Here is a 22774-nt window from a genome sequence, read left to right as displayed (position 1 = left end):
CTGGGTAGGTGTAATGCAAATACGAATATAAGGTAGCCTCACCTGAGTTAGGGGAGCCTGTACTAAATCTTCGGAGGAACCAGAGTGGGCGTCGCTGCGACGACATCAGACACGGTGCGCGCCGAGGTGGCTGAACTGCTCGGGATCGCGCCGGATGAGCTGGACCCCGACGCTGACCTCATCGCCTCCGGACTCGACTCCATCCGGATGATGTCGCTGTCGGGGCGCTGGCGGAAGCAGGGCATCGCGGTCGGTTTCGCCGCGCTGGCCGCCAACCCCACGGTGGCCGCCTGGCAGGAACTGGTGGCCGAGCATGCCCCCGCGGCACCCGCCCCGGATTCGGGGCCCCCCGATGGTGGGGACGCCGACCCCGACGCCCCCTTCCCGCTGGCGCCGATCGCGCACGCGATGTGGGTGGGCCGCCACGGCGAACAGGAACTCGGTGGTGTGGCCGCGCATCTGTACGTCGAATTCGACGGCGTCGGCGTGGATGCGGGGCGACTCCAGCAGGCGGCAACGAAACTCATTGCGCGCCATCCGATGTTGCGGCAGGAGATCCTGCCCGACGGCACCCAGCGGATCGGCGACCGCGGTCTGCCGGTCACCGTCTACGACCTGACCGACCTCGATGCCGAGGCGGCCGCAGAGCGCCTCGAGCGAATCCGTGACGACAAATCACATCAGTTACTGGACAACGAGGTTCTGCAGATCTCGCTGTCCCTGCTGGCCGGTGGGCGCACGCGTCTGCACGTCGACATGGACATGCAGGCCGCCGACGCGGTCAGCTTCCGGAACTTCATGGCCGATCTGGCCGCCCTCTACCGCGGTGCGGAACTTCCCGAACTCGGGTACACCTACCGCGAGTACCGGGCCCGGCTGACCGCGTCCACCGCGGCGCCGTCGCAGGAGGACGTGCAGTGGTGGGCCGAGCGGGTACCCGATCTTCCGGAACCCCCTGCGCTGCCGCTGGTTCCGCGCGACGATCAGGCAAATCCGTTGCGCAACATCAGGTTGTGGCACATCTTCGACGTACCGACCCGCGATGCGCTGTACGCCAACGCGCACAAGCGCGGCATCACCCCGGCGATGGCGGTCGCCGCCGCCTACGCCAATGCGCTGGCCCGTTGGTCCACGAGTTCGCGCTTCCTGCTCAACCTGCCGATGTTCGGCCGCGAGCCCTATCACCCGGATGTCGACAAGCTGGTGGGTTGCTTCACCTCCTCGCTGATGCTCGACATCGACCTGGCCGGGACCGGCACCCCGGCGGCCCGGGCCCGCGCGGTGCAGGAGACCCTGCACGCCACCGCCGCGCACTCGTCGGTGTCCGGGCTCGACGTGCTGCGCGATATGAGCCGTCACCGCGGCACCCAGACGCTGGCGACCATCGTCTACACCAGTGCACTGGGCCTGGGCGACCTGTTCGCCGGTGACGTCACCGACCAGTTCGGCGAGCCGGTGTGGACCATCTCCCAGGGCCCGCAGGTGCTCATCGACGCCCAGGCCACCCCGCTGGTCGACGGTCTGATGATCAACTGGGATGTCCGGGTCGAAGCCTTCCCGCCCGGGGTCCCCGAGGCGATGTTCGCCTACGAGGTCGCCGAACTGGCCCGCCTGGCCGCCGACGACGCGGCCTGGGACCAGCCGGATCCGCCCGCGCCGGCCGAGTCCTCGCGCGCCGTCCGGGACACCGTCAACGGCACCAGCGCACCGCCGAGCGGTGACAACCTGGTCGACGGGTTCTTCCGCAATGCCGCGGCCCACCCCGAGGCCACCGCGCTGATCGCCTCCACCGGCACGCTGCGTTACGGCGAGCTCGAGGGCCGGGTGCTGGCCGTCGCCGCCGCCCTGCAGAACGCCGGCGTCGGCTCCGGGGACGTGGTGGCGGTGCTGGGACCCAAGGGCGCCGAGCAGATCCCCGCGCTGTTGGGCATCCTCACCGCCGGCGCGGCGTATCTGCCGATCGGCGTGGACCAGCCGGCCGACCGCGCTCGCCGCATGCTGGCCACCGGTGGCGTGACGTTCGCCCTGATCTGCGGTGCCGACACCCCGGAAGTGCTCGCCGAGGCCGCTGTGCCCTCCCTGCGCATCCGCGACATCGACACCAGCGCAACCACTTTCACGCCCGTCACGGTCGCACCCGACGATCTGGCCTACGTGCTGTTCACCTCCGGGTCCACCGGCGAACCCAAGGGTGTGGAGCTGACCCACGACGCCGTGCTCAACACGCTGGAGTTCCTGTACCGGCACTTCGAGATCGGTGCGAGCGACCGGGCGCTGGCGCTGTCGCACCTGGAATCGGACATGTCGGTGCCGGATGTGTTCGGCACCCTGCGCGCCGGTGGCGCCATCGTCATGGTGGACGAGGACGCGCGCCGCGACCCGGACGCCTGGGCCCGGCTCATCGCCGAGCACCGGGTCTCGGTGGTCAACTTCCTGCCCGGCTGGCTGCAGATGCTCACCGAGGTGCCCGGCGACATCAGCTCGCTGCGGGTGGTGCTGGCCGGTGGCGACTGGGTGCGCCCCGACATGGTCCGGGCCCTGCGCGCCCGCGCGCCGCAGATGCGGTTCGCCGGCCTGGGCGGGGCGACCGAGACGGCCATCCACGGCACCATCTTCGAGATCGGCCCCGACGACGAGGTTCCCGCCGCAGCCTCGGTGCCCTACGGTGTGCCGTTCCCGAACAACGCCTGCCGGGTGGTCAGCCCGTCCGGTGAGGACTGCCCGGACTGGGTGCCCGGCGAACTGTGGTTCAGCGGCCGCGGCATCGCCCGCGGCTACCGCGGCCGCCCCGACCTGACCGCCGAGAAGTTCGTCGAACACGCCGGACGCACCTGGTACCGCACCGGGGATCTGGCCCGGTACCGGCCCGACGGCACCCTGGAGTTCATCGGGCGCACCGATCAGCGGGTCAAGCTCAGCGGCTACCGCATCGAGCTCGGCGAGGTCGAGGCCGCCCTGAACCGGCTACCCGGGGTGGGCGCGGCGGTCGCCGCGGTGATCCCCGTCGAGGGCGGCAAGGATGTGCTCGGCGCGCTGGTGCGCATCGACGATCCGAACGTGGACACCGACGCGGTGGCGGCCGGCCTCGCGGACCTGGTGCCCGCGCACATGATCCCGCAGATCATCGAGGCCACCGACAAGATCCCGTACAACGCGGGCGGCGGCAAGATCGACCGGGTGGCCGTGGCGCTGCGCCTGTCACAAGCCGGACTGCCCGCCGAACGCGGCTACCGGGCGCCGTCCACCGCGCTGGAGACCGCGCTCGCGCGGATCATGTCGGACCTGCTCGGCCGCGGGGACCCCATCGGCGTCGACGACGACTTCTTCGGCCTCGGCGGTGACTCGGTGATGGCGACCCAGCTCGTCGCCCACGTGCGGGACTGGCTGGACACCCCCACCATCATGGTGCCCGACGTATTCGCCACCCGCACCGTCGCCGCGATCGCCCGGCGCCTCATCGAGCGCGAATCCGACGGTCAGCGCCTGGAATTGGTGGCCGAGCTGTACCTGGAGGTCGCCGCGATGGACGACGAAGATGTCGTTTCCGAACTGCACGGGACCTCCGAACTCGACACCGCGGGCCGCACGTGAGCGCCGACGCGACGTTCAAACCGTGGGTCAAGCGGTACCCGGGTGGGGCACCGGACGCCCCGGCGACGCTGGTGTTCCCGCACGCCGGCGGGGCGGCACTGGCCTACCGGGGGCTGGGCACCGCGCTGGCCGCGGCAGGCTCGGACGCCTACGTCATGCAGTACCCGCAGCGCGGGGACCGGCTGACCCACCCGGCGCCCGACACCGTCGGCGAGCTCGCGGCGGACCTGTTCGACGCCGGTGACTGGGCCGCGCTGGGGCCGCTGCGGCTGTTCGGGCACTGCATGGGTGCGGTGGTGGCCTTCGAGTTCGCCCGGGTCGCCGAGAGCAAGGGCATCGAGGTCAGCTCGTTGTGGGTGTCGGCCAGTGAGGCACCGTCGACGGTGGCGGCGGCACCCGCCCTGCCGATGGCGGAGAGCGAGATCATCGCCGAGATGGTGGATCTCGGTGGCACCGACCCGCAACTGCTGGCCGACGAGGACTTCGTGGAACTGCTGCTGATGGCGGTGCGGGCCGACTACGCCGCCTTCAACCGCTACGGGTGCGACGACGATGTCCGCATCGCCGCCGACATCCACACCCTGGGCGGGGACACCGACCACCGGGTCAGCGAGAACATGTTGCGGCGCTGGGAAACCCACACCAGCGGCGCCTTCACCGTGTCGATGTTCGAGGGCGGACACTTCTACATCAACGACCACACCGCGGACGTGGCGGAGTTGGTCCATGCGCTCTGAGAACGGGCACGTCGAGGACGGGCGCACCGACGATCCGGTGGTGATCGTCGGCATGGCGCTGGAGGCGCCGGGCGGCGTCGACTCCGCCGATTCCTTCTGGGATCTGCTGTCCGGGCAGCGCGAGGCCCTCGGTCCGTTCCCCGCCGACCGCGGCTGGGCGGTCACCGACCTGCTGGAGGGGTCGCGGCGCGACGGTTTCAAGCAGATCCACGATCTGGGCGGGTTTCTCTCCGACGCAGCATGTTTCGATCCGTCGTTCTTCGGTATCTCGCCACGGGAGGCCGACGCGATGGACCCGCAACAGCGGGTGGCGCTGCGACTGGCCTGGCGCACGCTGGAGAACAGCGGGATCAACCCCGACGAGGTCGCCGGCCATGACGTGGGCTGCTACATCGGCGCCTCGGCGCTGGAGTACGGGCCGGAACTGTCCGAATATTCCACGCACAGTGGGCATCTCATCACCGGAACATCACTCGGCGTGATCTCCGGGCGCATCGCGTACATGCTGGACCTGGCCGGCCCGGCACTCACTGTGGACACCTCCTGCTCGTCGGCGCTGGCCGCGCTGCACACCGCGGCCGGGGCGATCCGCAACGGTGACTGCGACATGGCGCTGACCGGCGGGGTCTGCGTGATGGGCACCCCGGGTTACTTCGTCGAGTTCTCCAAACAGCATGCGCTGTCCGACGACGGGCACTGCCGGCCCTACAGCGCCGCCGCCAGCGGCACCGTGTGGGCCGAGGGCGCCGCCATGTTCCTGCTGCAACGCCGCTCGGCGGCGATCCGCAACGGCCGACGGGTACTGGCCGAGTTGCGGGCCACCGCCGTCAACTCCGACGGCCGCACCATCGGGCTGACCGCACCCAGCGGCGCCGCCCAGCAGCGGTTGTTCGCCCGGGCCATCGAGCGTGCCGGTGTCCGGCCCGAGCAGGTCGGCATGATCGAGGGGCACGGCACCGCGACCCGGCTCGGGGACCGCACCGAACTACGGGCGCTGGCCCAGACCTACGGCGCCACCGCGCCCGGCACCGGCGCGCTGCTGGGTTCGGTGAAATCCAATGTGGGACACGCCCAGGCCGCCGCCGGCGCGCTCGGTCTGGCCAAGGTGATCATCGCCGCCCACCGCGGCGCGGTGCCCGCCAGCCTGCACATCGACGCGGCGAGCCGTGAGATCGACTGGGATGCGCAGGGGTTGCGTCTGGCCACCACGCTCACCGCCTGGCCGGCGATCGACGGGCAGCGCATCGCCGCGGTCTCCGCCTTCGGGATGAGCGGCACCAACACCCACGCCGTGGTGTCGGTCCCCGACAGCGCCCAGGATGCCGCCTGATGGCCACCGCCCCGATGCCCGACGGACGGATCCCGGTGCTGCTCAGCGCCCACGCCGAGGACCTCATCGGCCAGGACGCCGGTGCGATCCGCAGCTACCTGCGGCGCCGGCCGCAGCTGTGCGGTGCCCCCGACGTGGCCCGGGTGGCCGCGACGCTGACGCGCACCCGGCGGGTCCGTAAGTACCGGGCGGTGATCCGCGCCGCCGACATCACCGAACTCTGTGCCGCGCTGCAGGCCCTGAACGCGGGGGAGGACCACCCGCTGGTCACCCGCTCGGATCGCACGGGTGCGCTGCGTGTCGCGTTCGTCTTCCCCGGACAGGGCAGCCAGTGGCCGGCCATGGGGGTCCAGGCCTACGACCGGCTACCGGTGTACCGCGCGGAGGCAGACCGGTGCGCCGCGGTGTTCGCCGCCGCCGGACACCCGTGCCCGCTGTCCTATCTGCTGGCCGAACCCGGCGCGCAGACCAATGACTTCTCCCAGCTCCAGATCCAGGGTGCGCAGTTCGTGCACGGGGTGGCCCTGGCCCGGGTGTGGCAGTCCTGCGGTGTGACCCCGGATATCACCGTGGGACACAGTCTCGGTGAGATCGGTGCCGCCCACATCGCCGGCGCCATCACGCTGCAGGAGGCCGTCGGGGTGGTGGCCGCGCGGGCCACCCTGCTGGACGGGCTGACCGGTCCGTACCGGGTGGCGGTACTCGGAATCGATCCCGCCCAGGCCGAGCGGGCGATCGCCGAAACACCCGGCTGGGCGGAACTCTCGGTGGTGAACTCGACGTCCTCGGTCGCCGTCTCCGGCGACACCGATGCCATCGCGACACTGGTGCGCCGGACCAACGAGGCCGGCCGGTTCGCCAAAGAAATCGAGATGTGGTTCCCGGCCCACACCACCAAGCTGGACTCCAAGCGCGCCGAACTCGAATCGTTGCTTCCCCCAGGTGTCTTCGGTGCGGCGGACATCGTGTTCATCGGGTCGGCCACCGCGCAGCCGGTGCCGGCGGGCACCGACTTCGCCGACTACTGGTACACCAACCTGCGCAGCACCGTCCGCTTCGGCGACGCCGTGCGCGCCGCCACCGCCGCCGGAGCGGACGCCTTCGTCGAACTCTCCGCGCATCCGGCGCTGCTCTACGCCATGGCCGATGTGCTCGACGACATGCCCGATCCGCCACTGATGGTGGGCTCGGGCCGCCGCGACGAGCCGATCGTGGAGCGGCTGAGCGCCAACCTGGCCGCCGTGGCCGTCGCCGACCCCGGCTTCGGACGGACCGACACGCTCGGCGCCGACTCGAACCTGTTGTCCGACTTCCCGTTCGCGCCGATGCGTGCCCAGCACCACTGGGCCGCGGCCGAACCCCTGCCACCGGTGCCGGGGCTGAAGGTGATGACCGAACGCTGGGAGCCGGTGACCCCCGGGCGGGGCGGGCCCCGTCGCGCCGCGGTGATCGATCTCGGCGAGGGCGACCGGATCGCCGGGCCCCTGGGCGCGCACCTGAACCTCACCGGCCCGGATGACGCGGACCTGCTCGTGGTGCTGGCGCCGGTCCTCGACCATCTCGATGCGGTCACCGCGGCCCACGAGCTCGCCGCGCGCATCGAGACCGGCCTGCTGGACTACCCCGACGCCATCGGCCCGCTGTGCCGCGACGTCTGGCTCATCACCGTCGGCGGCGAACAGGTGCGCCCCGGCGAACCCGGACCGCTGCCCGCCCAGGCGGCGCTGGCGGCCATGCACCGCAGCATCGGGTTGGAGCACCCCGACCAGGCCTTCGGGCACCTGGATCTGCCGTCCTGGGACCTCGGGGCGGCGGCCGCGGCGCAGACCGCCGACGCGCTGCGCGGCCCGGCCGGTGAACTCGCGCTGCGGCACACCGAATCCGGACCGGCGCTCTATGGCCGCACCACTGTCGACGACCGGCTGCCCCAACCCGCTTGGTCATCAACGGTTCTCGACGAGGTGGTGATCACCGGCGGGAGCGGAGCGGTGGGCACCCACTTCGTGCACCAGCTCGCCGCGCGCGGGGCCCGCCGGATCGTGCTGCTCGGCCGGTCCGGTGCCGATCCGCAGCGTGAGGTGTCCGGTGTGGAGGTGCTGGCCCCGCCCTGCGATATCACCGATCCGGCGGCGGTGACGGCGGCCGCCGCCGAGTTCGGCGGACGCGGAGCCTCATTGGTCATCCACGCCGCGGGTACCGCCGCCATCGTCGGGCACCGAGAACTGACCGGGCGGACCTTCACCGACACCGTCGCGGCCAAGGTGGCGGGGCTGGCCACCGTCACCCGGCACTGGCCGCTGCGCGAGGACGCACGCATCGTGCTGTGCTCCTCGGTATCCGGGCTCTGGGGCGGCAGCGGGCACACCGCCTACGCGGCCGCCAACCGGCTGCTGGACACCATGGCGGTCCAGCTGCGCTCCGACGGCCGACGGTGCACCTCGGTGCGGTGGGGGCTGTGGCCGGGCCTGCCCGGGCAGACCGGCATCATCGACGCCGACGAGGTGGCCCGGGTCGAACGGTCCGGGCTGCGGGCCATGGCGCCGGAGCGCGCCGTGGACGCCTGCCTGCGCGACTTCACCGCCGACCCGCTGGTGTTCACCGCCGACCCGGAGCGGCTGCAGCTCTTCCTGGGCAACACCCCCAGCGGCCCCGCGCACGAGGCTGCGGCAGCACCCGAGCCGTCCCTGGACGGGCTGGACGCCGCGGGAGTGCTGCGGGTGGCCCTCGGCGCGGTCCTCAACCTCCCCGCGGACACGGCACTGGAGCCGTCCGCGTCACTGCTCGATCTGGGCGTCGACTCGCTGTTGGCGCTCGACCTACGCAAGAAGCTCAAGAAGGCGGCCGGGGCCAATGTGCCACTGGCGACCATCCTCGGCGGCGCGACCGTCGCCGAGGTGATCGAGCTCCTGGAACAACCAGAGAAGAAGGCACGCCTCCGTGACTGACACCGTAGACGCATCGACGACCGCCGGCGCCAGGTCGGGGGCCGAGGCACGCCTGGAACTGATGCGCCGCAAGCTCGCCGAACGCGGCCTGGCCGCGGCAGCCGCCGAACAGGCCGACGAGAACGCACTGTCCGACGGGCAGCGCCGGATGTGGTTCGTGCAGGCCTTCGACCCGACCGGGGTGCTGCTCAACATCAGCCTGTCCTACCGGCTCACCGGTGCGCTGGACGCCGACCGCCTGCAGACCGCGCTCGATGCGGTGGGCCGCCGGCACCCGTTGCTGCGCACCACCTACACCGCCGACGAGAACGGTGAGCCGCAGGCCGTCGTGCACGACGACCTGCGCCCGTCCTGGGCCTTCCACGACCTCTCGGAGATGTCCGAGCGGGCCCGTGGGCTCCGCCTGGAGGTGTTGGCGCAGCGCGAGTTCGGGCGGAGCTTCGACCTGAGCACCGATTCGCCGCTGCGCATCACCCTGGTGCGGCTGGCCGCCGACGAGCACATGATGTTGCTGGTCGCGCACCACATCGCCTGGGACGACGGCTGCTGGCGGATCTTCTTCGACGACCTCACCCGGGCCTACGGCGGCACCGACCTCGGCCCCACCCCGCGGCCCCCGGCGCTGCCCGCCGACACCACCGACGAAGACCTGGCGCACTGGCGCACGGTGATGACCGATCCGCCCGAGCCGCTGGAACTCCCGGGACCGACCGGCTCGGCCATCCCGACCGCGTTCAAATCCCAGCGGACATCGCTGGCACTGCGACCGGAGACGGTGGCCAAGGTGTCGGCGCTGGCGCAGGAGACCGGCGCCACCCCGTACATGGTGCTGCTGGCCGCATTCGGTGTGCTGATCAACCGCTACACCCACACCGACGACTTCCTGGTCGCCAGTCCGGTGCTCAACCGCGGATCCGATGACGCCCTCGGGTACTACGGCAACACCGTGGCGATGCGGCTGCGCCCGCAGGCCGCGGCCGGCTTCCGGGAGACGGTACTGGCCACCCGCGACACCGCGCTGGGCGCCTTCGCCCATCAACGCATCAACCTGGATCGGGTGGTGCGCGAACTGAACCCGGACCGTCGGCACGGCGCCGAGCGGATGACCCGGGTGAGTTTCGGCTTCCGCGAACCCGACGGCGGCGGCTTCCGGCCCGAGGGTGTGACGTGTGCCCGTGGCGAGCTGCGCGGCAACGTCACCCAGCTGCCGCTGGGCTTCATGGTGGAGTGGGACGGCGTCGACGCGGTGGTGGAAGCCGAACACCTCACCGAGATCATCGACGCCGATCTGGCCGCCCGGATGCTCACATCGTTTGAGGTGCTGCTGGAGCACGCGCTGGCCGATCCGGAGCGCCCGCTGGCCCGGCTGGACATCCTCTCCGCCGAGGACGCCGAGTGGCTGCGCGCGGTCTCGCACGGCGAGCGGTTCGAGACCCCGGCCACCACGCTGACCGCGCTGGTCGAGGCCCAAGCCGCCGAGACCCCCGACGTCACCGCCGTCGTGTACGAGGGCCGCCACTACAGCTACCGCGAGATCAATGAGACCGCGAACCGGTTGGCGCACAAGCTGATCGCACAGGGTATCGGCACCGAGGACCGGGTCGCGGTGCTGATGGACAAATCTCCGGAACTGGTCATCACCGCCCTGGGCATCGTGAAGGCCGGTGCGGTGTACCTACCCATCGACCCGACCTACCCCGAGGACCGGCTGTCCTACATCCTGTCCGACTCCGACCCCGAGGTCGTGCTGCGCGCGCTGCCCACCGACCTGGACGAGCACCCCGGCACCGACCCCACCGATGCCGACCGGCTGCGCCCCCTGCTGCCGGAGAACACCGCCTATCTGATCTACACCTCCGGTTCCACCGGGCTGCCCAAGGGCGTTCCGGTGCCGCACCGGCCGATCGCCGAGTACTTCGCCTGGTTCGGGCCGGAGTACGAGGTCTCCGACTCCGACCGACTGCTGCAGGTGGCCTCGCAGGGCTTCGACGTCTCGATCGGCGAGATCTTCGGCATGCTGGCCGCCGGGGCCCGGTTGGTCATCCCGAAACCGGACGGGCTCACCGACATCGGCTATCTGACCGACCTGCTGCGCAACGAGGGCGTCACCTCGATGCACTTCGTCCCGTCGCTGCTCGGCCTGTTCCTGTCGCTGCCCGGGGTCGACGAATGGCGCACCCTGCAGCGCGTCCCGATCGGCGGCGAGGCGCTGCCCGGTGAGGTCGCCGACAAGTTCCACGCCATGTTCGACTCCCTGCTGCACAACTTCTACGGGCCGACCGAGACGGTGCTCAACTGCAGCCGCTACAAGGTCGAGGGCAAGCAGGGTTCGCGCATCGTGCCGATCGGCACCCCGAAGATCAACACCAGCATCCACCTGCTCGACGACTACCTGCAGCCGGTGCCGGTCGGTGTGATCGGCGAGATCTACATCGGCGGAACACACGTCGCGCACGGATACCACGACCGGCCGGCCCTGACCGCCGAGCGGTTCGTCGCCGATCCGTTCAACCCGGGGCGTCGGATGTACCGCTCCGGCGACCTGGCCCGCCGAAATGCGGACGGGGACATCGAATTCGTCGGCCGCGCCGACGAGCAGGTGAAGATCCGGGGCTTCCGGATCGAACTCGGCGAGGTGGCCGCCGCGATCTCGGTCGACCCGTCGGTCGGTCAGGCCGTCGTGGTGGTCAGCGATGTGCCGGGGCTGGGCAAGAGCCTGGTCGGCTACATCACCCCGGCCGGTGAGAACGGCATCGTCGAGATCGACCGGATCCGGGCCCGCGTCGCCGCGGCCCTGCCCGACTACATGATCCCGGCCGCCTACGTGGCCATCGACGAGATCCCGATCACCGCGCACGGCAAGATCGACCGCAACGCCCTACCGGAACCCGAGATCGCGGTCGACACCGAATACCGCGAACCCGGCACCGACACCGAACGGGTGATCGCCGAACTGTTCGGCGACCTGCTCGGCCGCGACACGGTCGGTGCCGACGACTCCTTCTTCGAACTCGGAGGGCACTCGCTGCTGGCCACCAAACTGGTGGCCGCGGTGCGCTCACGCTGCCGCGTCGACATCGGCGTGCAGGAGATCTTCGAGCTGGGTACGGTCAGCGGGATCGCCGCGCACATCGACGAGATCACCGCAGCCGGCGGGCGTTCGGACCGCCCGGCCATGGTGCCCGTCGAACGCGGCGGGCCGCTGCAGATGTCGGCCGCCCAACTGCGGCAGTGGTTCCAATTCCGCATCGACGGACCCAACCCGGTGAACAACATCCCGTTCGCGGCCCGACTGAGCGGCCCGAACAACCCGGAGGCGTTCGTCGCCGCCATCTCCGATGTGGTGGCCCGGCACGAGATCCTGCGCACCACCTACCGGGAGATCGACGGCGCGCCCTATCAGATCGTGCACCCGGCGACCGCCGTCCCGGTGCGCCGGGCCCGTGGGGTGGGCGAGGAGTGGCTGCAGGCCGAGCTGACCGCCGAACGCCGCTACTGCTTCGACCTGGAGAACGACCGGCCGATCCGGGCCGCCGTGCTCAGTACCGGGGACACCCACGTGCTGTCCCTGGTGGTGCACCACATCGCCGCCGACCACTGGTCGGCCGGGGTGCTGTTCACCGACATCCTGGCCGCCTACCGGGCCCGCTGCCGCGGGCAGGCACCGGAGTTCGAGCCGCTGCCCGTGCAGTACGCCGACTACGCCGCCTGGCAGGCCGAGCTGCTCGGCGGGGACACCGAAAGTATTGCCGCCCAGCGGGATTACTGGGTGAAGCAGCTGTCCGGACTGCCCGAGGAGAACGGGCTGCGCCCGGACTTCCCGCGCCCGCCGGTGCCTGACGGTGAGGGTGACGCGCTGACGTTCACCATCGACGCCGACACCCGGGCCAGACTGGCCGAGCTGACCCGCGAACTCGGCATCACGGAGTTCATGCTGCTGCAGGCCGCCGTCGCCGTCGCCCTGCACAAGGCCGGTGAGGGCACCGACATCCCGCTGGGCACCCCGGTCGCCGGGCGCACCGAACCCGAACTCGACGGGCTGATCGGCTTCTTCATCAACATCGTGGTGCTGCGCAACAAGCTGGACGGCAACCCCACCGTACGTGAGGTGCTGCGCCGCGCCCGGGAGATGGCTCTGGGCGCCTACGCCCACCAGGACCTGCCGTTCGACCGGGTGGTCGACGCGGTCAGCCCGGTGCGATCGCTGTCGCGCAACCCGCTGTTCGGCGTCGTCGTGCACGTGCGTGAGGAACTGCCCGCCGATCAGGTGATCGACACCGGGGCCGTTCCCGGGGGGCAGGAGCGCAGCGACTCGGGGGATGGGCACGGCGAAACCCGGTTCACCGCACTGGAACCCACCTTCGATGTGGCGCACGCCGACCTGTCGCTGAACTTCTTCGCCGAGACCGCGCCCGACGGCGCCCCGGCCGGGTACCAGGGCACCGTCATCTACCGCACCGAGCTGTACAAGCAGGAGACCGCGCGTCGGCTGATCACCTGGCTGGACCGCGTCGTGCGGGCCTTCGCCGGTGATCCCGATGCCACCCTGCGCGACATCACCATCGCCGACGGTGACGAGGGCGCCCGCATCGTGTCCCAGTGGAGCACGGCGGCGGCGCCGCTGCCCGGTCTGCCGCAGACCGCGGGGGCCGACCGGGTCTATCTCCTCGACGAATGGTTGGCGCCGGTGGCGGTCGGCGTCACCGGCGACGTGTACTACGCCGGCGGCGCGATCGACGAGTCATTCGAAACCGCCTCCCCGGCGGCCGCATACCGGTACCCGCAGAATCCGTTCGGGCGCAGTGCCCGGCTGTACCGCACCGGTGACCGGGCCCGGTGGAACCCGGACGGCACCCTGGATTACACCGAACGCGGAGAGCCCGAGGTGGCGGCCGCACTGGAGGCCGTGCCGGGTGTCGCCGCGGCCATCACCCGCTACTGGGAGACCCGCAGCGGGGCGGTGCTCGGTGGCTATCTGGTACCGGTCGAGCCGGTCGCCGACGAGGCGGCCTTCATCGACGCGGTGCGGGAAGCGCTGCCGGAAACCCATGCCGCGCTCCCGATCTCGGTGCTGTCCACACTCGACGGGGCGGTGCTGCCACGCCCGGTGATCGTGTCGACCGGGCCGAGCGAACCGGCCGGCACCGACACCGAACGCGCACTGGCGGCCATGCTCACCGACCTGCTGTCGGTGCCCGAGTTCGGCCGGCACGACGACTTCTTCACCCTCGGCGGTGACAGCATCCTGGCCGTCCAGTTGGCCGCCCGGGCCCGCGACGCCGGGCTGCCGCTGACCGCGCGGATGGTGTTCGAACACCCGGCCCTCGCCGAACTCGCCGCGGCACTGGACGCCAAGTCCGGCCAGGTACAGGCGGCCGACACCCGGCACGAGCCGATGGCCGCCTCCGGTCTGTCTCCCGACGAACTGGCCGCACTGACCGCGGGCTGGGGTGCAGACCAGAGATGAGCGCGCTGCCCAATCCCCGGGTCGCTCCGCTCCAGCCCGCCGCCGATGCGATCCTCGATGTGATGGCACTCAGCCCGCTGCAACAGGGGCTGTACTCGTTGGCCGGTCTGACCGACAGCGAGGCCGGGACCGACCCGTACTTCATCGCGATGGCCGCGGACGTGGACGGTGACCTCGACGCCGACCTGCTGCGGTCCTGCGCGGAGGCGATGCTGGAACGCCACCCGAACGTGCGGGTCAGCTTCTTCCAGGGCAACCTCAGCCGGCCGGTCGCCGTCGTCCCGGCCGCGTTCGACCTGCCGTGGCAACACATCGTGGCCACCCCGGACGAGGCGGCGGCACTGGAGGCCGAGGCGCGCCGCCGGCCGTTCGATCTGGCCAAGGGCCCGGCCATCCGGTTCCTGCTGGTGCAGATGCCGCAACAGAAGTGGCGGCTGGTGGTGGTGGCCCATCACATCGTCATCGACGGCTGGTCGCTGCCGGTGTTCGTCGGCGAGTTGATCGGGCTGTACCAGGCCGGCGGCGACCGCACCGCGCTGCCGGCGGCCCCGCGCCCGTACCGCGACTACATCGGCTGGCTGGCCGGGCGGGACCCCGAGGCCAGCAAGCAGCGCTGGCGTGCCCACCTCGCCGGTCTGGACGGCCCGACCATGCTGACCCCGGCGCTGGGCGGTGAGGCCATCCCCGGCCTGCCCCGGCGCGCCGAGATCGAGCTGGACGAACAGGCCACCACCGAGCTGCTGGATGCGGCCCGCGGCCGCGGGGTCACGGTCAGCACTCTGTTCCAGATGGCTTGGGCGACAACACTGTCGGCCTTCACCGATCGGTCCGATGTGGTGTTCGGGGTGACCGTCTCGGGCCGGCCCGACGAACTGTCCGGGGTGGAGTCCATGGTCGGGCTGTTCATCAACACCGTCCCGCTGCGGATCCGGCTGGACCCGGGCGAACGGGTCGGACAACTCTGCCTTGCGCTGCAGCGGGAAGCGGCCGAACTGCGCGACCACGGCTACCTCAGCCACACCGAACTGCGTGCCTGCGGTGGGATCGGCGACCTGTACGACACGCTGCTGGTGTACGAGAATTTTCCGCCCGGCGGCCTCGTCGGCAGCGCCGAATTCGACCTGGGACCGGCGGTGATCCGCCCCGCCGCGCTGGAGAGCCTGTCGCATTTCCCGGTCACGATCGCCGCGCACCCGACCGACGGACGGTTGACCGTGCTGGTCGAAACCCTGGACGGGGCACTGGGTCTGCTGGACGCCGAGACCCTCGGGCGACGGGTGTTGGCCGTCGTGCAGCGCCTGCTGCAGTGCTGGGGCCGTCCCATCCGCGAGGTGTCGGTCACCCTGGACGGCGAGATCACCACCTCCCAGCTCACGCCCGGCGCTATCGAGGGCGGCTTCCACACCGCCGTCACCGAGGTCGCCGCGGACCGGCCGGACGAGGTCGCGCTGAGCTGGGATCCGGGTACGCGATCGAGCTTCGGTGCCGATGGCCAACTCAGCTACCAGGCGCTCGATGCCGCCGCCGACCGGGTGGCCGCGGCGCTGCAGCGCAGGGGAGTGCGCGGGGAGACCCCGGTGCCGATCCTGTTGCGCCGTGGCCCCGATTACGTGGTCACGATGCTGGCCGTGCTGAAGGCCGGCGGTCTGATCGTGCCGCTGGATCCGGGCATGCCCGGCGAACGCGTCCGCGAGATCATCGCCCAGACCGGGGCGGACCTGATCATCGACGATGCGGTGCTCGACCAGATCGCCGGCGAAGCGGATGCGGATGCGGATTACGCGCCGACCCGGGTCCGCCCGGGCCAGGGCGCCTACATCATCTTCACCTCGGGCACGACCGGAAAACCCAAGGGCGTCATCGGCACCCATGCTGCCGTGCTGGCCTACGGTCGCGATCACGTGCGCAATGTGCTGGCCCCCGCGCAGGCCGGGCGCAACCGCCCGCTGCGCATCGCGCACGCCTGGTCGTTCACCTTCGACGCGGCGTGGCAACCCCTGGTGGCGCTGCTCGGCGGACATCGACTGCACATCATCGGCGACGATGTGCAGCGCGACGCCGAGGCACTGGTGGCCACCATCGCCCGCGTGGGGGTGGACATGATCGACACCACGCCGTCGATGTTCACCCAGCTGCGCGCCGCGGGTCTGCTGTCCACGGTGCCGCTGGCGGTGCTGGCCCTGGGTGGGGAGAACATCGATACAGCTGCGTGGCAGGGCATCCGCGCCGAATGCGAGCGCACTGGGATGCGCGCGCACAACTGTTACGGGCCAACCGAAACCACCGTCGAGGCCGTCGTGGCCGCGATCGCCGAGAACGAGCAGCCCTGCATCGGCCGGCCGACCGGGTCGATGACCGCGCATGTGCTCGACGGCTGGCTGCGGCCGGTGCCCGCCGGCGTGACCGGGGAGCTCTACCTGACCGGCGGTCAGCTGACCCGTGGCTATCTTGGGCGCCCCGGTGAGACCGCGAGCCGCTTCGTCGCCGATCCGCTCACTCCGGGGGCCCGGATGTACCGCACCGGCGACGTGGTGCGGCGACTTCCCGGGAGTGGGGTCCTGCAGTTCCTCGGGCGCAGCGACGATCAGGTCAAGATCCGTGGTTTCCGGGTGGAACCCGCCGAGGTGGCCGCCGCGCTGTACCGGCACCCCGATGTGCGGCACGCACACGTGGCCGTCCGGCGGCACCGCAGCGGGCCGCGGCTGACCGCATATGTGGTCGCTGACACCACCCCGGCCGAGCTGCGCCGGCTGCTGACCAGCACCCTGCCCAGATACCTTGTCCCGCACCACATCATCGATGTCGACGCGATCCCGCTGACCTCGCACGGCAAGGTCGACGACGCCGCGCTGGCGGCCCTGGACGCCGACCGGGGCGTCGGGGCGGCCGACGAGATCACGGCGCCGGCCACCGACACCGAGATCGTGCTCGCCGAGGTACTCGGCGAGCTCCTGGACACCAAGGTCGTGGACGTCAACGCCGACTTCCTCGACCTTGGTCTGGACAGCATCGTCGCGCTGTCGGTGGTGCAGGCGGTACGCCGGCGCGGGGTGTCGGTGCGGGCCCGGCTGATGCTGGAGTGCGCCAGCATCCGCGAACTCGCCGCCGCCATCGACACCGAAGGCGACGCCGTGGGGACCGATGAGTTCGACACCGGCGACACCGGCCCGATCCCGTTGCTGCCGGCAGGGCATTGGCTGCTGGCCCACGGTGACCCGCGCCGGCTGGCGCAGACCGAGGCGATCCGGTTGCCCGCCGGTGTCACCCGGGAGCGTCTGGAGACGGTGCTGCGCAGCGTCGTCGACGGGCACGCGGCACTGCGCAGCCGGCTGGACCGGGAGACCATGATGTTGGTCGAACACCTGCGTACCGATTTTCTCACCGAGGTCGCGGTGACCGGAGATCTGGCGTCCCTGGTCGCGGCGCACACCGACTCCGCGGTGCAGCGGATCGATCCCGAGCGGGGTGTCATGTTCGACGCGGTGTGGCTGCGCCACGCCGGCGGCGACGAGGTGCTGCTGCTCACCGCGCATGTGCTCGCCATGGACCCGGCGTCCTGGCAGATCGTGCTGGGGGAGATCGAAACCGGTTGGCACGCACTGGTCGCCGGCCGGCGACCGGCCGTGGTGCGCGAGCACACCTCGCTGCGGCAGTGGTCGCGACTGCTGGCCGAGCGCGCACTCAAGCTGGAAACCTGCGAGTTCTGGGAACGGCAGCTCGCCGGCGCCGACCCGGAGCTGGGCACCCGCCGGGTGCGCCCGGATTCCGACCGGGCCGCCGACGTCGAGGTGTCGATGTCCTTCGTCGGCCGCGCCGTCACCGCACAGGTGCTGGCCGCCCCGGTCCCGGTGCCCGACGTGCTGGCCGCGGCCACCGCCAGGATGATCGCGGCCTGGCGCAGGCGACGCGGACAGGACACGCCCGCAACGCTGCTGGCGCTGGAGACCTACGGCCGCGCCGACGCCGTGGTGTCGGCGGGGCGGGCGGGCGACTCCCGTCAGATCGACACCGGTGACACGGTCGGGTTGCTCAGCGCGATCTACCCGGTGCGCCTGCACGCCGACGACCTGCGCGGGGTCGCCGCCGAGCTGGCCGGGTTGCCGGGCGACGGCATCGACTACGCCCTGCTGCGTTACCTTCGCCCCGACACCGCGCAGCGCCTCGCCGCCCACCGGGAACCGCAGCTCCTGCTGAACTATCTGGGCCGTCTGCATCAACCGGTCAGTGCCGCGCTGACCCTGGACCGTGATCTGCTGATGCAGGTTTCCCGGACACCGGAACCCAATCTCGCGGTGCGCCATGAGATCACGCTCAATGTGGCGATGGTCGACAAGGACGGCGCACCGGTGCTGGGCACGCAGTGGCGCACACTGCCCGAGATCTTGTCCGCCGACGACGTCGCCACGCTGCAGGCCCTGTGGCAGGACGCTCTACGAGAGGTGATCCAGTGACCCCGAATCCGACGCCGACCCCGACCCTGGCCGTCATCGGCGCCGGTGTGAAGGCGATCGCGGTGGCCGCCAAGGCCGCCGAGCTGCGCGCGATGGGGGTGCCGACCCCCGAGGTGGTGGCGATCGAACGCACCGCAGTGGCCGCGAACTGGCAGGCGGCGGGCGGTTGGACCGACGGTCAGCACCGGCTGGGCACCGGCCCCGAGAAGGACGTCGGCTTCCCGTACCGGTCGTCGTTGGTGGCGCGGCGCAACGCCGAGCTGGACCAGCGGATGATGCGGCACAGCTGGCAGTCCTATCTGATCGCGACCGGGCAGTTCGCGGAGTGGGTCGACCGTGGCCGGCCCGCCCCGACCCACAAGCGCTGGAGCCAGTACTTGACCTGGGTGGCCGACAACATCGGGATGACGGTCCGCAACGGCGAGGTCACCGAGATCGGCTTGCACGACGGCCCCGACGGGACGCGGTGGGAACTGGTCACCCGGGAGGGCGCCGTGCACGCCGAGGCGCTGATGGTCAGCGGCCCCGGGCAGGCCGAGCGTTGCATCCTGCCCGGGAACCCGCGGGTGCTGTCCATCGCCCAGTTCTGGCACCGGGCCGCCCAGCACGAGCTGATCACCGCCGAGCGGGTGGCCGTCATCGGCGGCGGCGAGACGGCGGGCACCATGCTCGACGAGCTGTTCCGGCACCGGGTTTCGACCATCACCGTGATCTCGCCCCAGGTGACGTTGTTCACCCGCGGTGAGGGCTTCTTCGAGAACTCGCTGTACTCCGATCCCATCCACTGGGCGGGTCTGACCCTGGCCGAGAAACGGGATGCCATGAACCGCACCGATCGCGGAGTGTTCTCGGTGCGGGTGCAGGAGGCGCTGCTCGCCGACGACCGGATCCGGCATCTGCGCGGCCGGGTCGCACACGCGGTGGCCCGTGACGAGCGCATCCGGCTGACCCTGCAGACCGAGCGCGGCGGGGAGCGGCTGGAGACGGTGCACGGTTTCGATCTGGTCATCGACGGCTCCGGCGCCAACGCCATGTGGTTCGTGCCGCTGCTGCGTCAGGAAGCGCTCGACATGCTGGAGCTGGGGCTGGGCAAGGAGCTGACCGCCGACAGCATCCAGGAGTCGATCGGCTACGACCTGTCCGTCGGCGATGTGGAACCCAAGCTGTTCCTGCCCGGACTCGCCGGGCTGACCCAGGGGCCCGGCTTCCCGAACCTCAGCTGCCTGGGACGGTTGTCCGACCGGGTGCTGGGATCGGATTTTTTCACCAGTTCCGATACCACCGCGAGGAGAAGCGATGAGCAGCAATCCGTTTGACGACGAGGACGGTGTCTTCTTCGTCCTGGTGAACGACGAGGAGCAGCACAGCCTGTGGCCCGAGTTCGCCGAGGTGCCCGCCGGCTGGCGGGTGGTGTACGGGGAGAGCACCCGCGCCGATTGCCTGGCCTACGTCGAGGAGCACTGGCGCGACCTGCGGCCCAAGAGCCTGCGCGACGCGATGGCCGAGTGATTCTCGGCTAGGCGGGCAGCGGGTCGTCCATCTCGTAGACCCGGGCGTGCAGCACCGTGCGGTTGCGCAGCGCCGCGCGCACGGCGTGGTGCACGCCCTCTTCGAGGTAGATGTCGCCCTGCCAGCGCACGGCGTGCGGGAACAGATCGCCGTAGAAGGTGGAGTCCTCGGACAGCAACCGATCCAGGGCGAGGACCGTGGTGGTGGTGACCAGTTCGTCGAGCCGGATCTGGCGCGGCGGGATCTGCGCCCACTGCCGGTAGGTCAGGTTGTGTTCGGGATACGGCTTGCCATCGCGGACACCTTTGAAGATCACCGGCGGGCTCCCATGCAGGTGAGATTAACCGCTATCGACCGGCGATGTCGGCGAAGTCTTTGCACTCGAAATAACCTGCGGGTGGGGCGCCCGTGGACGTGATCGGTGTCGCGATGAATATGTGCTGTTGGTGCCCGTAAAATGGCGTCAGGGCGAACAGCAAGGGTAGGTGGACAGTGTTGGTGCATCATGGGTAGTGCCGACGACCGTCGCTTCGAGGTGCTGAGGGCCATCGTCGCCGACTTCGTGGCGACGAAGGAACCCATCGGATCCAAGTCGCTCGTCGAACGCCACAACCTCGGAGTTTCGAGCGCGACGGTGCGCAACGACATGGCGGTGCTGGAGGCCGAGGGTTACATCACCCAGCCGCACACCAGCTCCGGGCGGGTACCGACGGAGAAGGGTTACCGCGAGTTCGTCGACCGCCTGGAAGAGGTCAAGCCGATGTCGGCCGCCGAACGCCGCGCCATCATCGGCTTCCTGGAATCCGGCGTCGACCTCGACGATGTGCTGCGCCGCGCGGTCCGGCTGCTGGCCCAGCTGACCCGCCAGGTCGCGATCATCCAGTACCCCACGCTGTCCGCGTCGACGGTCCGTCACCTGGAAGTGGTCGCGCTGACACCGGCCAAGCTGCTGCTGGTGGTCATCACCGATTCCGGCCGCGTCGATCAGCGGGTGGTCGAACTCGGCGATGCCATCGACGACCACGAGCTGTCTCAGCTACGGGAACGCCTGGGTTCGGCCCTGGAAGGCAAGCCGCTGTCGGCGGCGTCGGTGGCGGTGGCCGACCTGGCCAGCGGGCTGCACGGGCACGGCCGGTTGGGCGATGCGGTGGGCCGGGCCGCGACCGTTCTGGTCGAGACGCTCGTCGAACACACCGAGGAGCGGCTGGTGCTCGGCGGCACCGCCAACCTCACCCGCAACACCGCGGACTTCGGCGGCTCGCTGCGCTCGGTGCTCGAGGCGTTGGAGGAACAGGTCGTGGTGTTGCGGCTGCTCGAGATGCAGCAACAGGCCGGTAAGGTCACGGTGCGTATCGGGCACGAGACCGAAGCAGAGCAGATGCTGGGAACATCGGTGGTCAGCACCGCCTACGGCAGCTCGGGCAAGGTCTACGGCGGAATGGGCGTGGTCGGTCCGACCCGGATGGATTATCCGGGCACCATCGCAAACGTGGCCGCCGTCGCGCTCTATATAGGTGAGGTCCTGGGTACCCGGTGACGGGACGCCGCCCGACGGCGGCACGAGAGAGGTTTTTAGCGTGGCACGCGACTATTACGGTCTGCTCGGCGTGAGCAAGAACGCCAGTGATTCGGAGCTCAAACGCGCCTACCGCAAGCTGGCTCGGGAACTGCATCCCGACGTCAATCCCGATGAGGCGGCCCAGGCGCGCTTCACCGAGATCCAGCTGGCCTACGAGGTGCTCTCGGATCCGGAGAAGCGCCGCATCGTCGACCTCGGCGGCGACCCGATGGAGAATGCCGCCTCGGGCGGCGGCGGGTTCGCCGGTGGCTTCGGCGGGCTCGGCGATGTCTTCGAGGCGTTCTTCGGCGGCGGCGCGGGTTCGCGCGGCCCCATCGGCCGGGTACGCCCGGGTTCGGACTCGCTGCTGCGGATGCGGCTGGATCTGACCGAATGCGCGACCGGCGTGACCAAGCAGGTCGCGGTGGACACCGCGGTGCTGTGCGATCTGTGCCAGGGCAAGGGCACCAACGGCAATTCGGTTCCCAAGACCTGTGACACCTGCCATGGCCAGGGTGAGGTGCAGACGGTGCAACGCTCGCTGCTCGGTCAGGTGATGACATCGCGGCCGTGCCCGGTCTGCGGCGGAATCGGCGAGGTCATCCCGGATCCGTGCCACAAGTGCGGCGGGGACGGCCGGGTGCAGGCCCGCCGTGAGATCAGCGTCAAGATCCCGGCCGGGGTCGGCGACGGTATGCGGGTCCGGCTGGCCGCCCAGGGTGAGGTCGGTCCCGGTGGCGGCCCGGCCGGTGACCTGTACGTCGAGGTGCACGAGCAGGCCCACGAGGTCTTCGTGCGCGACGGCGACGACCTGCACTGCACCGTCTCGGTGCCGATGTTCGACGCCGCGCTGGGCACCACGGTCACCGTGGACGCCATCCTGGACGGCCCGATCGAACTGGAGATTCCGCCCGGCACCCAGCCCGGCGCGGTGACGACGTTGCGCGGGCACGGCATGCCGCACCTGCGCTCCGGGGTCCGGGGCAACCTGCACGCGCATATCGAGGTGCTCATCCCGACCCGCCTGGACAGCACCGATACCGAACTGCTGCGCAAGCTCAAGGAACACCGCCCGCGCGATGTCGCCGAGGTGAAGTCCAGCCGCAACAACGCGGGGGCGGCCAACGGGGGACTGTTCAGCCGGCTGCGTGAGACGTTCTCCGGCCGCTAGTTCCCGATGGCCCAG

The 22774-nt window shown here is 70.7% G+C and carries 11 protein-coding genes; 10 read left to right on the top strand and 1 reads right to left on the bottom strand.

Annotation, left to right across the window (positions count from 1 at the left end):
- Positions 1-84 precede the first annotated feature (84 nt).
- From K0O62_RS18895 to K0O62_RS18860, 8 genes are read left to right on the top strand one after another with little or no spacing between them, the layout of a single operon-like run.
- On the top strand, positions 85-3591 hold the full coding sequence (locus K0O62_RS18895; RefSeq protein ID WP_073853746.1) for a non-ribosomal peptide synthetase: 3507 nt from the start codon (positions 85-87) through the stop codon (positions 3589-3591).
- On the top strand, positions 3588-4328 hold the full coding sequence (locus tag K0O62_RS18890; RefSeq protein ID WP_073853748.1) for a thioesterase II family protein: 741 nt from the start codon (positions 3588-3590) through the stop codon (positions 4326-4328). Before K0O62_RS18895 ends, K0O62_RS18890 begins: the two co-directional genes overlap by 4 nt.
- Positions 4318-5658 carry a beta-ketoacyl [acyl carrier protein] synthase domain-containing protein gene (locus K0O62_RS18885; RefSeq protein WP_073853750.1) on the top strand — a complete coding sequence of 447 codons (1341 nt, stop codon included), beginning with the start codon at positions 4318-4320 and terminating at the stop codon, positions 5656-5658. Before K0O62_RS18890 ends, K0O62_RS18885 begins: the two co-directional genes overlap by 11 nt.
- Complete coding sequence (gene mbtD / locus K0O62_RS18880; RefSeq protein WP_073853752.1) at positions 5658-8603, top strand: mycobactin polyketide synthase MbtD; 2946 nt, start codon at positions 5658-5660, stop codon at positions 8601-8603. The genes K0O62_RS18885 and mbtD overlap by 1 nt, the downstream gene beginning before the upstream one ends.
- Positions 8596-14070: a non-ribosomal peptide synthetase gene (locus K0O62_RS18875; RefSeq protein ID WP_372512810.1), complete on the top strand. Its 5475-nt coding sequence runs from the start codon at positions 8596-8598 to the stop codon at positions 14068-14070. The genes mbtD and K0O62_RS18875 overlap by 8 nt, the downstream gene beginning before the upstream one ends.
- Positions 14067-18521: a non-ribosomal peptide synthetase gene (locus tag K0O62_RS18870; RefSeq protein WP_073853754.1), complete on the top strand. Its 4455-nt coding sequence runs from the start codon at positions 14067-14069 to the stop codon at positions 18519-18521. The genes K0O62_RS18875 and K0O62_RS18870 overlap by 4 nt, the downstream gene beginning before the upstream one ends.
- Positions 18518-19837 (top strand): NADPH-dependent L-lysine N(6)-monooxygenase MbtG, encoded by a 1320-nt coding sequence (gene mbtG / locus K0O62_RS18865; RefSeq protein WP_073853756.1) that lies wholly within the window; start codon positions 18518-18520, stop codon positions 19835-19837. Before K0O62_RS18870 ends, mbtG begins: the two co-directional genes overlap by 4 nt.
- On the top strand, positions 19818-20030 hold the full coding sequence (locus K0O62_RS18860) for an MbtH family protein (protein WP_073853757.1): 213 nt from the start codon (positions 19818-19820) through the stop codon (positions 20028-20030). Before mbtG ends, K0O62_RS18860 begins: the two co-directional genes overlap by 20 nt.
- A 7-nt stretch (positions 20031-20037) precedes the next feature.
- On the opposite strand, the gene K0O62_RS18855 is transcribed toward K0O62_RS18860, so the two are convergent.
- Positions 20038-20346: a type II toxin-antitoxin system VapB family antitoxin gene (locus K0O62_RS18855; protein ID WP_073853759.1), complete on the bottom strand. Its 309-nt coding sequence runs from the start codon at positions 20344-20346 to the stop codon at positions 20038-20040.
- A 189-nt stretch (positions 20347-20535) separates the two neighbouring features.
- Between K0O62_RS18855 and hrcA the strand changes: the two genes are divergently transcribed.
- Entirely contained in the window at positions 20536-21567 is a 1032-nt protein-coding gene (gene hrcA, locus K0O62_RS18850; RefSeq protein WP_073853761.1) for a heat-inducible transcriptional repressor HrcA, read from the top strand.
- A gap of 40 nt (positions 21568-21607) precedes the next feature.
- Positions 21608-22759 carry a molecular chaperone DnaJ gene (gene dnaJ, locus K0O62_RS18845; protein WP_073853763.1) on the top strand — a complete coding sequence of 384 codons (1152 nt, stop codon included), beginning with the start codon at positions 21608-21610 and terminating at the stop codon, positions 22757-22759.
- Positions 22760-22774: the final 15 nt, after the last annotated feature.

The organism is Mycolicibacterium diernhoferi (assembly GCF_019456655.1).
Classification (GTDB): Bacteria; Actinomycetota; Actinomycetes; order Mycobacteriales; family Mycobacteriaceae; genus Mycobacterium; species Mycobacterium diernhoferi.
This window is presented reverse-complemented; position numbering and strand designations above follow the sequence as displayed.